The sequence below is a fragment of the Echinicola sp. 20G genome, assembly GCF_015533855.1.
Classification (GTDB): domain Bacteria; phylum Bacteroidota; class Bacteroidia; order Cytophagales; family Cyclobacteriaceae; genus Echinicola.
Genome location: NZ_AP024154.1, coordinates 5,513,185 through 5,530,441, shown reverse-complemented (window position 1 = coordinate 5,530,441; position 17,257 = coordinate 5,513,185). Strand labels below are relative to the sequence as shown.

Below are 17,257 nucleotides of genomic sequence, written 5' to 3'. Positions count from 1 at the left end.
TTTATCAAATTTTTTTCAGGAAAGGTTAGTTTGATGTTACAATTAATTTAAAAAATTGTCTGATTATAAAAGAATAAATGAGCCCTCATAATTTTATTAGAATTTCATCGGAATCAAGAGTCCCTAAATATCGACAAATCATAAATTCAATTACAGAGGATGTGAGCACCGGAAAATTGGAAAAAGGGAGAAGGATACCCTCTATAAATGAATTAAGTGAACAGTATTATATTTCTAGAGATACTGTTGAAAAAGCCTACAAATATCTTAAAAATGAGGGGATAATTGAATCTCAGAGGAGTAAAGGATATTACATATCAAATGTAAAAAAGAAATCAGCTAAGAAGATATTATTCTTGTTAAATAAGTTTAGTGACTACAAATTGAAAGTGTACAAATCATTTATATCAGAATTAGGCCCTGATGTGAATGTAGAATTTTACGTTTATCATTGCGATCAGCATCTATTTGTCAATAAAGTAAATGAGTCTTTAGAGTTATACGATAAATTTATTGTCATGCCGCATTTTAAAGACAGCAGGAATATTCATATAAATTCATGTGATGAAGTCCAAACATGTTTAAATAAAATACCATCCAATAAATTGATATTTATGGATAACAAAATAGAAAAACATGATGAGAACAGTGTGGTTTATCAGGACTTTATGATGGATATATATTATTCATTATGTGAAGGCAGGGAATATCTTGAAAAATATAAAAAGATCATTTTAGTCTTTCCTTCCAATAATTTATACCCACATCCACAGGAAATAAAAATAGGGTTTAAAAAATTTTGTATTGAATTCAGTTATAATTATGAAATAATTGATTCAATAGATGAAGAGATAGATTTAATGTCTGGAGATTGTTTTATTGCTGTCCAAGAAAATCATCTGGTTGGCATCATTAGTCAAATCAAAGATGGATCTATGACTTTAGGAAAAGAAATAGGAATTATTTCATATAATGACACTCCACTTAAAAAGTTACTTGGAATATCTGTAGTAACAACAGACTTTGAGGCCATGGGCGTCCTGGGAGCTGCGATAGTAAAGGGAGAACTGAAGGGGGCCATTAAAAATAATTTTAAATTTATTAATAGGGGATCAGCCTAATTCAATATAGCCTATTTTTTAGCATCGTCACTGTATTACCCTATTAAATTATATTCATTCTTAGGATTGCTTTTGAGGCTCTCAAATTTTTCTATTGCTTTATAGGCCCCATAAGGATACAGGATAGTCAAAATTTCTAAACAGCGTAGTTTAGAAGTTGAGACCATTTATTAATAATTTAGCTCGGTTGATATTTAATATTGGAGCCAAACAAAATAACCAAATTAGATGCAAAAATTTAACTTACTGTTTAGTTTTATATATTTCGTGTTTGGATTAAATTTAACCTTTTCTCAAGAAAAAGCTAAAATCCTCAATAAACCAAATATTATTTTTATTTTGACAGATGACCAACGCTTTGATGCCTTGGGATATGCGGGGAATAAATATGTCCAAACTCCTGAAATGGATAATCTGGCCAAGTCAGGAACCTATTTTGAAACGGCTATAGTTACTACTCCCATTTGCGCTGCCAGTAGGGCAAGTATTTTTACCGGATTACATGAAAGATCCCATAATTTTAATTTTCAGACGGGGAATATTAGGGAAGAGTATATGGGAAACTCTTATCCAACGGTACTAAAAAACGGCGGGTATTATACGGCGTTTTATGGTAAATATGGTGTCAGATACGATGCTTTGGACAAGCAATTTGACGAATACGAATCTTATGACCGAAACAATCAATACAAAGACCGCAGGGGATATTACTACAAAACTTTGGATGGTGATACGGTACATTTAACTAGATACACTGGTCAACAAGCATTGGATTTTATAGACAAGGCGCCACAAGATCAACCTTTTTGTCTGTCCCTTAGCTTTAGCGCTCCTCATGCCCATGATGGTGCCCCTGAACAGTATTTTTGGCAGAATACCACTGCAAACCTCCTTGAAGACACTACCATTCCGGGACCGGTTTTAGGGGATGACAAATATTTTCAGTCCCAACCACAGTTTGTTAGAGATGGGTTTAATAGGCTCCGTTGGACTTGGAGATATGATACCCCAGAGAAATACCAACATAGTTTGAAAGGCTATTACAGGATGATATCCGGGATTGATCAAGAAATAACCAAGATTCGTAGTAAACTGAAAGAAAGGGGCTTGGATGAAAATACCGTGATTATCGTTATGGGAGATAACGGTTATTTTTTGGGAGAACGGCAACTTGCAGGAAAATGGCTCATGTATGATAATTCAATTCGCGTTCCTCTGATCATTTATGATCCAAGAGTTAAAAGGCAGCGTGATATAAAAGACATGGTCCTAAATATCGATGTAACCTCCACGATTGCAGATATAGCGGGTGTTGAAGCTCCCAGCAGCTGGCAGGGAAAGAGTTTGATGCCTCTTGTGAATAAAGAAAATAGACATTTACAAAGGGATACGGTGTTAATTGAACACATTTGGGAATTTGAGGAGATTCCTCCAAGTGAGGGGGTTCGTACAGAAGAATGGAAATATTTCCGATATGTGAATGATAAGACCATTGAGGAACTCTACCACCTTAAAAAGGATCCATTGGAAATTAACAACCTAATCAATGACCCAAAATATAAAGAGGTAGCAGAGAAACTACGATCAAAATGTGATGAACTCATTGAAAAATTTGGTGATGCTTATAGGGCTGCGCCCACCGGTTTGACAGTAGAGCTTATTCGGGAACCTGAAAACGGTGTTAAGGTGCTGGATGCTAAACCTGAGTTTGGGTGGAGAATAGCAAGTCTGTTAAAGTTTCAATCCGCCTACCAAATATTAGTCGCTTCTGACAGAAAGTTAATTGATTCCAATAATGGTGATCTTTGGGACAGTGGTCAAGTGCGTTCTTCTACCTCAAATAATGTGGAATATCTGGGGGCCCCTTTGAAACCAGGGAAGGAATATTATTGGAAAGTAAGAATTTGGGATGAAGAAAATAGATTAGTAGATTATTCTGCGCCTCAAAAATTTACGATAGGTAGCAGTGATAATGGTATGATCTCAACTGCCAATACCCAAGAAGTAAGTAAAGTCCATCCTCAGGTATTTGAAAAAAGAGAGGACGTTTATTTTATGGATTTCGGCAAAGCGGCTTTTGCCACGATGGAGTTTAACTATAAAACACAAGAGCCGGATACTCTGGTATTTAGAGTGGGAGAAATGTTGGATGGACAATACATCAACCGTACCCCGCCCGAAAAAAGCAATATCCGTTTTCAGGAAATAAAGGTTGGGGTAGAACCCGGTAAAACAAATTATCAATTACCTGTTCTTGTAAACGTTAAAAATACTTTGCCAAACAAAGCACTTCCCTTACCGGAGGGTACACCAATATTGGTTCCTTATCGCTACGCCGAAGTCGAAGGTATTAAAGGAGAAGTGAGTGCTGATAATTTTACACAGTTAGCGTACCATACTTATTTTGACGACAAGGCCAGTTCTTTCCAAAGTTCAGATGACATTTTAAATCAAATTTGGGATTTGTGCAAGTATTCCATTAAGGCAACCACATTCAATGGACTTTATGTGGATGGGGACCGTGAACGTATCCCTTATGAAGCGGATGCCTACCTGAACCAGTTAAGCCACTATACCACAGATCAGGAGTATTCGATGGCCCGAAGAACCATTGAATATTTTATGGAACACCCTACCTGGCCAACGGAATGGCAACAACACGTGGCATTGATGTTATATGCTGATTATATGTATACTGGAAACACTGAACTAATAGAGCGGTATTATGAGCCTTTAAAATATAAAACCCTTTATGAATTGGCCAATGAAGATGGATTGATCACTTCGGACAGTGTGGACCATGATTACATGCTTAAGTTGGGTTTTGAAGAGGGTTACCATAAAAAGCTGACCGATATTGTGGATTGGCCACCAGCAAGGTTTGGTGGGGATAGTACATTTGTTGGTGAGCAAGACGGCTTTGTGTTTATGCCCTACAATACGGTTATCAATGCATTCTATTTTGAGAACATGAAGATTATGGCTGAGTTTGCCAAGATACTGGGCAAAACTCAAGAATACTTGGATTTTGATGTTAGGGCTGCCAAAGTAAAAAAAGCCCTTAACGACCAAATGTTTGATAAAGAAAGAGGAGTTTATGTAGATGGACTTGGAACGGATCATGCTTCTTTACACGCTAATATGATGCCTCTTGCTTTTGGATTGGTCCCCGATGAATATAAAGCTTCAGTGGTGGAATTTGTGAAATCCAGACGCATGGCCTGCAGTGTTTACGGTTCCCAGTATTTGATGGATGGACTTTATAATGCAGGGGAAGATGATTATGCCCTAGAACTGTTAACCGATACCAGTGATAGAAGTTGGTACAATATGATTCGGATAGGTTCTACGATTACTTTAGAGGCTTGGGATAACAAGTACAAATTTAATCTTGACTGGAATCACGCTTGGGGAGCAGTTCCTGCTAATATTATTCCTAGGGGTTTGTGGGGAATTAAACCAAAAACCCCTGGATTTGGGATTACTACGATCCAACCTCAACTCGCCGATTTAAAATCCAGTTCAATTCAAGTACCAACCATCAAAGGTCCCATTAAGGCAAGCTATACCTACAATAACCCTAGGTTACAAACTTATGAAATTGAAATACCTGCAAATATGGTAGCTGAATTTTCGCTGAAAGATGTAAACGGTAAGGATTTTATCCATAATGGGGAAAAAGTACCTTCCGCTTTTGAAGGTGTTAGGCTTGGGCCCGGTAAGCATACTATTCAACTCAAAATAAATTCCTTTTAGGTAAGCTCTCTTAGCCACTCATAATTTTGTTAATCAATCAAGCTTTTTAAGGTTTGGGTTTGACGAGCTTATCAAACTGTTCAATAAACTACTTAATGATACTTAAAATGATGGATAAACTGTTGTCTCGGTTAATAGTAATCAATATTATAATAGTCATAGCTACTCTTGGACCAGTTGGCGCCCAAAGTGTTTTCGATGAGGATAGGATCAAAGAGGATATGATAGCCGCCATGGAATGGCAGGAAGCCCATCCTATTTATGCTGTAGACCCTACTGACTGGACCAATGGTGCCTATTATACCGGGGTAGCTAGAGCACATGCAGCGACAGGAGACCAGTTGTTTATGGCAGCCCTTAAAAACATGGGACACCAAAATGGCTGGGAAACCTTTATTAGGAGAGAACATGCCGATGATATAGCCATTTCATACGGATATCTTTATGTAGATATGACAGAGGGAAGAAAGGGCTTGGTAGACTTAGCGCCTACTAAAGCTTTTTTGGATGAGCATTTGTTTGAGGAGAATAAATGGAAAAATCCTAAAAATGGAGAAAAAGTCCAGAATATATTATGGTGGTGGTGTGACGCCCTTTTTATGGCTCCTCCTGTTATTAATCTCTATGCTAAACATACTGGGAACCAGCAATATCTGGATGCAATGCATAAATATTACAAGGAAACCTACGATAAACTGTATGATCAGGAAGAACATCTTTTTGCCAGAGATGCTAGGTTTATATGGGAAGGTTCGGACAAAGATATTAAAGAGAAAAATGGTAAAAAGGTGTTTTGGTCACGAGGTAATGGCTGGGTCATAGGAGGCTTGGCTTTGATCCTGGAAGATATGCCCAAGGACTATGAACACAGAGAATTTTATGAAGAGTTATTTGTTCAAATGGCTAAGCGGATTAATGCTCTACAGCAGAAGGATGGGCTATGGAGAACCAGTTTGTTGAGTCCTGAATCCTTTGACCATGGTGAAGTAAGTGGGAGTGGCTTTTTTACCTATGCCCTTGCTTGGGGAATAAATAATGGGTATTTAAATAAAGAGGACTATCTACCTGTGGTTAAAAAAGCCTGGAAGGCTTTGGTAAAGTGCCAGCATAAAGATGGGATGGTAGGTTGGGTTCAAAATATTGGGGCATCACCAGAACCGGCTAGTGTGGATAGTTGGCAAAACTTTGGGACTGGTGCTTTTCTTTTGGCGGGCAGTGAGGTATTAAAACTGCAGAAATAAGTTCTTGCTTTTAAGAGCCGGTTAATGGATAGTGCCCTAGAGAATATTTTCTTGAGGAAATGATATCAATGAATGGATACTTTTTCCAATTCGGGAGCTTATAATCAACTTAATTAACTGATCAATAAATTGAAACGGATCTTAATTCTTGCTTTTATATTGGCAATCACTTACCAGGTGAAGGGACAAAATAAGCCATCAATCCTTCAAAAAGAGAATGTTTCGTCATCTCAGTTGCTTAACAAGGAAACGGAGCCTGATTTATACTCAGATAATTTTGTGCATCTATTTAATGGTGAGGATTTAGAAGGATGGACACCTCTTCAAGGGACTATGGAATTTGCAGTGAAGGATGGTGAGATAGTTGGAACTTGTGGTGAGGGGCCTAGCACCTTTTTGTGTACCGAAGAGGAATATGTTGATTTTATTTTTACCTGTGAGACCAAATGGGAAGTGGATGGAAACACCGGTGTCCAGGTACGGTCCCGCATTCTGAAGGATTCCGGTAGAAACACCGTAATCGGTCCCCAAGTGGAAATGGAAGATCTGGCCAAAAATGGTCGCGGTTGGTCAGGAGGGATTTATGGACAAAATTGTGGCGGCTGGTTTTATCCCTTGAAAGCCCCCGAACATGCACCTCTCAAAACGGCAGTGGATAGAAATACTTGGAATCGGCTTACAGTAAAGGTCAAAGGGAATGTGTTTAAAACCTGGATTAATGGAATCCCTGCGGCACACTGGATCGATGAAAAAAATGATTATCCTAAAGGATTTATTGGGTTACAAGTTCATGGAGGAAAAAAAGGGATTATCCATTGGAGAAATCTAAAAGTTAAAAAGCTCTGATGAGGTGATCAAATATTTACTCTACTGGAAGGAGCTCATGATATAGGAGATATAAGTCCTCTTACGGTTTCAAATATGGCAGGAAATGCCTTTCGGCAGAATAACATACTACTGTTTACAATTGGTTTCCTAAATACCAATTAATTTACAATGTTAAGCTGGGCATCAATATGATGGCATAAGCTGTTCAAGAAGCTATTATTCTGTCTATATACAAAAATGAATGACTATTGAAACTGAAAATTAAGCAGATTTAGGCATTCCCAAATATATGATTTATACCCCTAAAATATCTCTAATTTATGATTTCTATTAAATCAACCTTTCTTACCCTTCTTATAATCTTTTTAACTGCCCCAGTTTTTTCTCAAAGAATAATCTCCAATTTTAATAATGACTGGCATTTTATTCTGGCAGATAGCGCTGCATTTTCCAATACTGATTATGATGATGCGCACTGGGAGGTGCTTGATGTGCCACACGATTGGGCTTTTGAAAAAGGGGTGAGAAAAGGAGGTGATCAAGGTCAAGGGGGCGGATACCACGATGGAGGGGTTGGTTGGTACCGGAAGTCTTTTCACATCAATGCCAGCAGTTTATTCAACGTCTCCTATATCAACTTTGATGGCGTTTATATGAACAGTGAAGTATGGGTAAATGGAAATTACTTGGGGAAAAGGCCCTATGGCTATATCAGTTTTCGTTACAATATTTCCAAATTCTTAAAGGAAGGATCCAACACCATTGCAGTGAGGGTAGATAATAGTCTGGAGCCTTCTGCCCGTTGGTATCACCCCTGTGGGATTTATGCAGCGGTTAATTTGATAGAGGTAAACCCTACACATATTTTACCAAATGGTATTTTTATTACGACGCCACTCATTGATAGCAAGCTTGCAAGGGTAAACACCAAAATCGAAATTGCAGGGAGTCTTGAAAATAAATCATTGGAAATAAGGCTTCTCTCTCCTGAGGGAAAAGTATTAAACACCACCAGCCGGAAATTGGAGCCTAGGGACAGTATAAACGTAGATTTGGAGGTAGAAAATCCCAAATTATGGAGTCCTGAAACCCCCATTTTATACACGATGGTTTCTCGGGTTTTTGAAGGAACAACCCCGATCGATGAAGTTCAAACTAATTTTGGATTCAGGACGGTCGGTTGGGAAAGCGAGACAGGTTTTTGGCTTAATGGTGAGAACATAAAGTTAAAAGGGGTATGTGAACATTGGGAAGGTGGGCCTGTAGGGGGAGCCTGGACAAAACCCATGTTACGTTGGAAGCTAGAGTTATTAAAGGATATGGGAGTCAATGCTATCCGTCCGGCCCATAACCCATACCCTCCTATGTTTTATGACCTGTGTGATGAAATTGGCCTATTGGTGATGGATGAGATCTTCGATGGATGGCATAAGAAGGCTCCTGAGGACTATGGTAAGCAGGCCTTCGACAAATGGTGGAAGAGGGATATGACCGAGTGGATCACCCGGGACCGTAACCATCCAAGTGTTTTTGTGTACAGTTTGGGAAATGAAACCCACAGTGATATCGCACCCGAATTGGTCAAATTTGGCAAAAGTTTAGACAACACCCGGTTGTTTACATCGGGTTCAGGAAATACTGAAGACATGGAAGTGGCAGGTATCAATGGCGGTTCCGAGAACAGGTCTTTTATCGAAGGAAATCGCTTTGATAAACCTTTCATCTCGACAGAAGCTCCACATACCTGGCAAACGCGTGGCTATTACAGAACACAAACATGGTGGCGGGACAATGAATTGCCCAATACGTATCCTTTGCCCAACTTGACGAAAAAGGAGATCTTCTTTTATGAATGGGCCGATCCTAAAATCTGGAATAACAGGAAACAGCGATTTAACTCTTCCTATGACAATGCAACGGTGAGGATCTCTGCCAGGAAAAATTGGGAAGTGATGCGGGACAATCCTTGGCACAGCGGACATTTTCGTTGGACTGGTTTTGATTATTACGGAGAGGCAGGTTTGGTTCATGGAGGGCTTCCTTTCAATCTATTTATGGGCGGAGTAGTGGATGTGGCCGGTTTAAAAAAAGATCTGTATTACTTCTATCAAAGTCAATGGACCAAAGAAACTATGCTCCACATGCTGCCAAGCTGGACCCATCCCAGAATGGAGAGGGGGACGGTAATTCCCGTTTGGGTTTATTCCAATGCAGAGGAGGTAGAGTTGTTTCTCAACGGCAAGTCGTTGGGCAAGGATAGCCCGGGAAAAGTCTGGAATGAAATGCAGTGCGAGTGGATGGTGCCCTATGAAGAAGGAAAAATTGAAGCAGTCGCCTATAAGGATGGCAAGGAGGTAAAACGAACCGTATTTAACACCAGCAAACAGCCTAGTAAGTTGGAAAACACATTGACGAAGTTACCCGCTGAAGATGGCTATCCTGCAAGTTTCATTTTGACATCAAAGGGGATGGATAAGGGCGGTAATCTGTTCCCATATGCTGAAAACAAAGTTTACTACAAATTGGTGGGGGATATTCGAAAAGTATCCATCGAAAATGGTAACCCCATAGACCCTATCAGTCGTACTAAGGCCGATTTTAGAAGTATGTTTTTTGGGAAGGTCAGATTGTTTTTAGAAGCAAAAGGAAATGGTCAAGATGCCTCCGTAATTACAGCTGCCATTCTCGGAGACAAAGCTCTTTTTGTATCGAACGAAATCACCATTGATGCAAAGGAAGTATTGATTAACGGTAAGAAACATTTTTCTCCTTTAGTGATAAAATATAGCCTTGATGGTTCTGATCCGGAAAAAAGTGACTTGGTTTATACTGGCCCTTTTAAAATTGATACTGATACCACGGTTAGAGCGGTAGTTTTAAAAGATGGAAAGGTTATTCTTAAGATGGAGGAAGTATTTGGAGAAAGTGAGGGACTATTTTGGGGGCATGAACATTCTGCAGATATGTGGATTGGCAGGGGAGTCAATTTGGGAGCAGAGGATGCCGTTTTGGAAGGGAAAGCAAAGACAAGCGATCAGGCCCACAGATTTAAAGGCAACGGTTTTGTGGTGTTCGAAGACGGAGAAGGCAGCATTACCTGGTACCAAGAAAATGATGGGGAAGCAGGGGATTATAGTATACGGTTCCGGTACATGCACAACGATGCGGAAAAAATGTATCCAATGGAGTTGTATGTTAATGATGAGTATATAAAAACCTTCGAATTTAAAGCTACCGGAGGCTGGGAAAAGGAATGGGGATTCGTCAATACGATTGTTAACTTCAAGTCTGGGGCAAATAGCATTCAATTAAAAACTATCGGTGAAAGTGGACCATATATAGATGAAATGTTTATTGATTGATCCATGAACATAATTGCTAAGCTTTTTCTTATTACGTGTTGTTTCTTTCTCCTGAGCAGTCCCTTCATGGTAAGTGGACAAAATTATGCTTCTGGCATGGGGCTTTGGCTTCAAGAGGGGTTTGAAAACCCCACAGCTGAAGCCAAAGCCCGAACTTGGTGGCATTGGATCAGTGGGAATGTGTCGAAAAAAGGAATCACAGCCGATCTTGAAGCCATGAAAGAAGTGGGTATTCAGGAGGCACAACTTTTCAATGTTCATTTGGACTTTCCACATGGACCAGTGGAATACCTAGGTGAGGAATGGTTGGATTATTTTCACTTTGCTGCCAAAGAAGCAAGGCGACTGAATTTAGAGCTTTCATTTCATAATAGTTCAGGCTGGTCTTCCAGTGGAGGGCCTTGGATCACTCCGGAAAATGCCATGCAAACGGTGGTTTACAGCGAAGTGCATATTGAGGGAGGGGATACTTATAGCGAACTTTTGCCCCAGCCAGAAACTAGACTAAATTATTATCAGGACATCGCCATATTGGCTTTCCCAAAACCGGAAAAGGACATTAAGATCGACGGCTTGGACTTTAAGACTTTATCAGGGCGGATAAGGAACCACTTGACCCCTGATACCAAAGAAATCCCTAGTACCGCTATGGTCGATAAAGAGGAGGTTATTGACCTTACATCCAAAATTTCAAAGGAAGGCAAATTGGAGTGGGAAGTTCCAAAAGGAGAATGGGTAATTCTAAGGCTTGGCCATACACCTACGGGGAAAAAGAACCGTCCTGCTATAGCCGGCGGCATTGGTTTGGAATGCGATAAGATGAGCAAGAAGGCAGTAGAGGAGCATTGGAAGGGAGGAGTTCAGCCCGTAGTCAATAAACTTGGGGATCTTATCGGTACTGTGGTCAAAAATTGTCTAATCGATAGTTATGAGGTGGGAACCGCCAACTGGACTGCCGGATTCGATAGGGAGTTCGAGAGGTTAAGAGGGTATAATGGTCTTATGTATTTACCAACATTGGCCGGGTATTATATAGAGAGTGGAGAAGAAACAGAGCGTTTCCTATGGGATTTCCGCCGTACGATAGGGGATTTGATAGCGGAGAATTATTACGGCTATTTTGGTCAATTGTGCCATCAGGCCGGGATGAAGTTCTCCGTAGAGCCCTATTGGGGACCATTTGATAATATGCAGGTAGGAGCAACAGGTGATATCGTCATGTGTGAGTTTTGGAGTGGTGGATACCCTTTTTTCGATTCTCCAAAGTTTGTATCCTCCATAGCACATTTGAATGGTAGTGTTATTGTAGGTGCAGAATCCTTTACCGGGATCGGAGGCTGGGATGAACATCCTGCCAAATTAAAGGCCATTGGGGATCAAGCTTGGGCTCAAGGCATCAATCGGTTTATTTTCCATACCTATGTTCATCAACCTTGGGATATTGGTCCGGGTATAGCCCTTAGTTATTTTGGAACTGATTTTAATCGATTGAATACTTGGTGGAGCCAGGGAAAGGCGTTTATGGATTATATAGCGAGGTCCCAGTTTTTATTACAGCAAGGAAAAAATGTTGCTGATGTATTGGTATTTACAGGAGATTCGTCACCGAATACAGCTTTTCTTTTGCCGGAAATCCAATCCCTGGGCTATGATTATGATTTGATAGGAGCCAACAAACTAGGATCGCTGAAAGTTGAAAATGGGCAAATCCATACTTCTGTTGGAGGAAATTACCGGGTATTGGTTTTGCCGGATATGGAATGGATAAGACCTGAAACTTTGAAAAAGATAGAAAAGTTGGTAAAAGCAGGGGCCATGGTAATAGGAACAAAAACTAAAAAATCCCCCAGCTTGAGTGGATATCCTGAATGTGATGACATAGTGGCTCAAATAGCTGAGGAATTATGGGATAAGGGACTTATAAAAGACATAACCATCGAGGAATATCTTAAAAATACTTCTTTGCCACCAGACTTTACGGTGGATCAGGGAAACCCGTTAGGTATTAGCTTTATCCATCGGAAAGCAAAGGAAGCGGATATCTACTTTATTGCCAATGCCCAAAACCAAAGTAGGGATATGGTATTTCGTTTCCGGGTCTCAGGGAAAAAGCCCGAAATTTGGAATGCTGAAACCGGAGAAATGATAGCGTTGGCAGAGTGGCGGGAAAATCCAGATGGAACAACCAGTGTACCGCTACTTTTAAAACAAGAAGAAGCGGTTTTTGTGGTGTTTGAGGAACCTAACCAATTGATTGAGCACCTTATAAAAACAGAAACTAACCTAATTCGAGCCAAGCCTCAGCCTTTGTTGAATTTGGAAATACTCAAAGCTGAATATGGTACATTTTTGCAGGAAGGATTAGTTGATATTACCGGTTTGGTTTCTGATGAAATTAAGAATAACCGGCTTGAAATCACCGCCAACAGGCAGTTGTGTGATTGTGATCCTGCAATGGGATATACTAAAGAATTGCGGGTGAAGTATTCTATACGTGATTCCATTGGGATTACCAAATCCATGGAAAGGGAAGAAGTAAAAATTGATGCAGGAGCAAAGGGCGATTTAAAAATCATTCGGGCACTGTTCGGAAAATTCAAACAAGAGACCATAGGTGTACCTGAGCATTTTCAAACCCATGATGTGACCCAAAAGATAAAAAATATATTGTCCTCGGGAGTCTTGGAAATACCTGTAAACGATGAATTGATAGATAGTGTAGGTAGGGAAGGCAGAAATAAGATGTTGAAGATTTCTTACTCTACAAGTGGTGAAACGTACTCAATCACCATACCGGAAGGAGAAATACTTCATCTTTCAAAAGAGAGTCCTGAACCTAGGGTAATAATACAAGATGATGCAGTAAATTGGATAAGCCCTTATCCAGGTACAATGACCTACGCCACTTCAAAAGGAAAAATCCAGAACGTCCAGGTGAAGTCTTTACCAGCGCCGATTGAATTGGCAGGTAATTGGAAAGTGAGTTTTCCTATCAAGCAAGATGTTTCAGAAATGGTCGAAGTAAATGCTCTTTCTTCTTGGGCTGATTTTCCGGAAGAAACGATTCGTTATTTTTCTGGTACGGCCACCTATAGTAAGGAATTTGACTTGTTGGATAGCTATTTAATGGAAGGCCATACCTTAGAATTGGATCTGGGAAGTGTTGGGGTTATAGCCGAAGTAATCGTCAATGGGGAAAATGTGGGGATTTTATGGAAAGCTCCCTTTAGGGTCAATATTGAGGACTTTGTTAAGGAAGGAGAAAATATCCTTGAAGTACGAATTACCAATCTATGGCCGAACCGGTTAATTGGAGATGAGCACTTGCCATTGGATTATGAACGAGAGGGCAATCAAATTAAATCTTTGCCCCAGTGGCTGGTGTCTAAATCTGAACGTCCCTCAAAGCGTACAACCTTTTCTTCTTATAAACATTGGAATAAAGATTCTATACTGAAAACTTCCGGCTTATTAGGCCCCGTCGTCATTAGGTGTTACCAACAGGTAAAGGTTTTGGACTTGTCCAATTGATTTGTTAGCAATTGACAGCCATTATTTTATCAGTCTCCCCTTTAAATGTACGATATGACCTTTTTTATGGAATATTGTTAAAGCTTAAGCCCTTACATTCAATCTAATTTTAGAGGGAAATGTTACCAATTTTCCTGAAGTGTTTGACAAAGAATGATTTCCTTGTTTACGGTAACCAATTTGGAAATACCCGTTAAAAATCAGTTATAAGCTCAATCTGTAAGTCTATAAATGAAAAGATTACTAGCTATTTACTTATTTCTTGCGGTACCTGTGTTTGCCTTTTCCCAAAATGAAGGGTACACAAGATCCACCATTTCCTCGAAGTGTTGGTCTGTCAATCCGGTGATAGCCACATCCACGCAGCAAAATGCCCTTGCTGCCTATGAAAACTTTGTCTATGTGGTTTTTTACAATGCAGACAGAAAATTATGTGTATCAAGAAATAGCAATTATGGCAAAGGAGATCAGTGGGTAACGATAGAATTGGCACATTCTTATGAAAAGCGAAATGGCGTTTTTGATAATCACAATACGCCCAATATAGCCATTTCCCCTAAGGATAATAGAATTCACCTGGCCTTTGATATGCATGCTCGGGACCTGAGGTATATGATTTCTGATGAAAATATGGCCACTGTCAGCGATGAAAAATTTACAGCAGGTGGCTTTAATGAAGTCCGAAATTACCTTCAGTCCAATCGGGCAGCAATCCATAAGGTGACTTATCCGAGGTTTGTGAATGGAGACAATGGCGAATTGTTTTTTATGTACCGGGAAAGGGGCAGTGGAAATGGTGATACCTGGTTTGCCAGGTACAATGATGATGGATTTTGGCCCAAGGGTTCTATTATTATTGATGGAGCGAAAGGATCATATATGGGCGATGAAAATCGCTGTGCTTATTTTAATGATGTTCAATATCAAAAGAGTACCTTGTTCCTAACTTGGGTATGGCGGGAATCACCCAATGCCTATTCAAATCACGACTTAATGTTTGCCTACTCCATGGATAATGGGCAAAGCTGGATGAACAGCAATGGACAATCAGTCCCCCTTCCTATAAACCTAGAAAGTGAGGGTGTCAAAGTGGCCGATATCCCTATGGAGTCTGGGCTTTCCAATCACAATGGATGCGCTGTGGATGGCCAGGGAAATGTACATGTTGTAGTGCGGAGCGGAGACAACTATGTGCATTATACGGGTATCCATGAGACGGGGAAATATACATGGTCCAGCAATACCATTGGAACTTTTAGAGGCGACCGTCCCAAGCTTTATTGTGATATAACTACCAACACATTGTATTTTATGGTCAACACGCCTACCCATCTTCGGATGTTTACGGCCTCAGAGGGTCATAAGTGGAAGGATTGGAAAGAACGTGCAAGCATTCAAGGCAATTTTATTACCTCGGGCAATAGTATCATGTGCCCTAGAAGAAAAGAACTTATGACTATGGTTGTTTCCAAAAATAATCTTCTTGAAATAATCATGTGGCCCCTAGATTAGGATACAAATGAACATTAACAAATATACCCACTATGAAGCCTGATTTATTTCTATTAATAGTAACGGCGGTTTTTATGTCTTGCACCAAAGTTCCTCAGATAAGTGGGGAATTAAAAGTTTGGCATAAGGTAACGCTGACTTTTGAAGGGCCAGAGAGCAGCGAAACGGCCTCTCCCAATCCATTTACCGATTATCGATTAGAGGTGAACTTTTCACAAGGCGAAAAATCATTTGTTGTACCAGGGTATTTCGCCGCCGATGGAAATGCTGCCTTTACCTCTGCTACAGAAGGTAACAGGTGGAGGGTCCACTTTTCGCCAGATGCCCCTGGGCAATGGGATTATAAAGTATCCTTTAAGGAAGGAAATGACGTCGCTGTAGGTGGGGAAGAAGGAGAAAGTGCTGGATATATGGATGGTCAAACCGGGTCTTTTGAGGTAGTCGAATCGGATAAGACCGGGAGAGATCTTCGTGCACAGGGTCGGCTGAGGTATGTGGGAGAACATTACCTTCAATTTAGCCAGTCGGGAAAATATTTTGTGAAAAATGGGGTAGATGCTCCTGAAAACCTGCTGGCCTATTTTGAGTTTGATGACACTCCCAATGTAGGAAATCGGCTTAAAAAATGGGAAGACCATGACCAGGATTATAATGAAGATGCAAGTCCTTATTTATGGGGGGCAGACAGGCAAAAAGGTAAAAATATTATGGGTGCAATCAACTATTTGTACCAGAAGGGATTGAATGCTTTTTCATTTTTAACCTTTAATGTTGATGGTGATGACCGCAACGTTTTTCCTCATTTACTTAACGTGAGCCTGGAGGAATATGAAAAATCCGCGGGTGAAAGAAAAAAGCCAAGCGAATGGGAAAATCATATCATTCATGACCGCTTTGATGTATCCAAAATGGATCAATGGGAACAACTCTTTTCTTATGGAGAAATGAAGGGGATGTATTTACATTTCAAGACCCAGGAGAATGAAAATGATCAAAAGATGGATGGTGGTGATTTGGGCCGTGAACGAAAACTTTATTACCGTGAACTGATAGCCAGATATTCACACCATTTGGCACTAAACTGGAATTTGGGGGAAGAAAATACCAATACACTACAACAGCTCAATGATTTTGCAAGGTATTTTGCCGAAAAAGATCCCTACAAAAATATCTCAGTAGTACATACTTTTCCCAATGAGCACGAGAAATATTATCAACCACTTGTAGATAGCATGACAGCTGTCAAGGGATTTTCGGTGCAAACTAATAAACCTGATTTTAGTCGAGTACATCGCGTTACCAACAAGTGGGTAAAAGCTTCAGCTGTCTCAGGACGAAAGCTGGTAGTAGCTGTGGATGAACCTGGGGATGCAGGACACTCATTGCTTCCGGATAACGAGGATCCCGACCATGATACCGCTAGGATAAATGCGCTGTGGGGAACCTTAATGGCTGGAGGTAGCGGTGTGGAATGGTATTTTGGTTATAAACATGCACATTCCGATTTGACCTGCGAATCCTGGAGAAGCCGGGATCTTTTCTGGGACCAATGCCATGTGGCCCATAGTTTCTTTACTGATCATGATCTTCCTCTCAGTCAAATGATGAATATAAATGAATTGACTTCGAATCCGGAGGATTATGTTTTGGCCAAAAGGGGAGAGGTCTACCTGGTTTATTTGAAAGAAAAAGGCGCTGTTCAATTAGAACTTCCGGATGTAGGATATAAGGCCATTTGGCTAAACCCTAAAAATGGTGAGCAGGTTGAAGTTGATGGAGAGACCACCACAGAGGCAGTGAATTTGGAAACCCCCTTTGATAAAGATGCCTTATTGTATTTGTACAAATGATTTGTAAAACAAAGACGAGTTGAGTGGTAGAAATAACTTAAAGGGGTTATGTATTA

At 40.2% G+C, this 17,257-nt stretch carries 8 protein-coding genes; all 8 read left to right on the top strand.

What is annotated here, in order from left to right:
• Nucleotides 1-77: 77 nt before the first annotated feature.
• The 8 genes from JL001_RS22110 to JL001_RS22075 all read left to right on the top strand — a co-directional run bounded on the left by JL001_RS22110 (nt 78) and on the right by JL001_RS22075 (nt 17,201).
• Nucleotides 78-1,121 (top strand): GntR family transcriptional regulator, encoded by a 1,044-nt coding sequence (locus tag JL001_RS22110; RefSeq protein WP_200980006.1) that lies wholly within the window; start codon nt 78-80, stop codon nt 1,119-1,121.
• 228 nt (nt 1,122-1,349) lie between these two features.
• Complete coding sequence (locus JL001_RS22105; protein WP_200980005.1) at nt 1,350-4,877, top strand: sulfatase-like hydrolase/transferase; 3,528 nt, start codon at nt 1,350-1,352, stop codon at nt 4,875-4,877.
• A gap of 107 nt (nt 4,878-4,984) precedes the next feature.
• Nucleotides 4,985-6,118, top strand: a complete 1,134-nt coding sequence (locus JL001_RS22100; RefSeq protein WP_200980003.1) for a glycoside hydrolase family 105 protein — start codon at nt 4,985-4,987, stop codon at nt 6,116-6,118.
• A 129-nt stretch (nt 6,119-6,247) separates the two neighbouring features.
• Nucleotides 6,248-6,964: a DUF1080 domain-containing protein gene (locus tag JL001_RS22095; RefSeq protein WP_200980002.1), complete on the top strand. Its 717-nt coding sequence runs from the start codon at nt 6,248-6,250 to the stop codon at nt 6,962-6,964.
• A gap of 302 nt (nt 6,965-7,266) precedes the next feature.
• Nucleotides 7,267-10,308, top strand: coding sequence for a glycoside hydrolase family 2 TIM barrel-domain containing protein (locus JL001_RS22090; RefSeq protein WP_200980001.1), 3,042 nt, complete (start codon nt 7,267-7,269; stop codon nt 10,306-10,308).
• A 66-nt stretch (nt 10,309-10,374) separates the two neighbouring features.
• On the top strand, nt 10,375-13,839 hold the full coding sequence (locus JL001_RS22085) for a glycosyl hydrolase (RefSeq protein ID WP_200980000.1): 3,465 nt from the start codon (nt 10,375-10,377) through the stop codon (nt 13,837-13,839).
• 231 nt (nt 13,840-14,070) lie between these two features.
• Complete coding sequence (locus JL001_RS22080) at nt 14,071-15,351, top strand: BNR-4 repeat-containing protein (RefSeq protein WP_200979999.1); 1,281 nt, start codon at nt 14,071-14,073, stop codon at nt 15,349-15,351.
• A gap of 32 nt (nt 15,352-15,383) precedes the next feature.
• On the top strand, nt 15,384-17,201 hold the full coding sequence (locus JL001_RS22075; RefSeq protein ID WP_200979998.1) for a DUF5060 domain-containing protein: 1,818 nt from the start codon (nt 15,384-15,386) through the stop codon (nt 17,199-17,201).
• Nucleotides 17,202-17,257 lie beyond the last annotated feature (56 nt).

Coding starts and splice junctions, on each gene's coding strand:
- JL001_RS22085 (WP_200980000.1), top strand. CDS start 10,375: ATGGTAAGTGGACAAAATTATGCTTCTGGCATGGGGCTTTGGCTTCAA.
- JL001_RS22110 (WP_200980006.1), top strand. CDS start 78: ATGAGCCCTCATAATTTTATTAGAATTTCATCGGAATCAAGAGTCCCT.
- JL001_RS22080 (WP_200979999.1), top strand. CDS start 14,071: ATGAAAAGATTACTAGCTATTTACTTATTTCTTGCGGTACCTGTGTTT.
- JL001_RS22105 (WP_200980005.1), top strand. CDS start 1,350: ATGCAAAAATTTAACTTACTGTTTAGTTTTATATATTTCGTGTTTGGA.
- JL001_RS22090 (WP_200980001.1), top strand. CDS start 7,267: ATGATTTCTATTAAATCAACCTTTCTTACCCTTCTTATAATCTTTTTA.
- JL001_RS22075 (WP_200979998.1), top strand. CDS start 15,384: ATGAAGCCTGATTTATTTCTATTAATAGTAACGGCGGTTTTTATGTCT.
- JL001_RS22100 (WP_200980003.1), top strand. CDS start 4,985: ATGATGGATAAACTGTTGTCTCGGTTAATAGTAATCAATATTATAATA.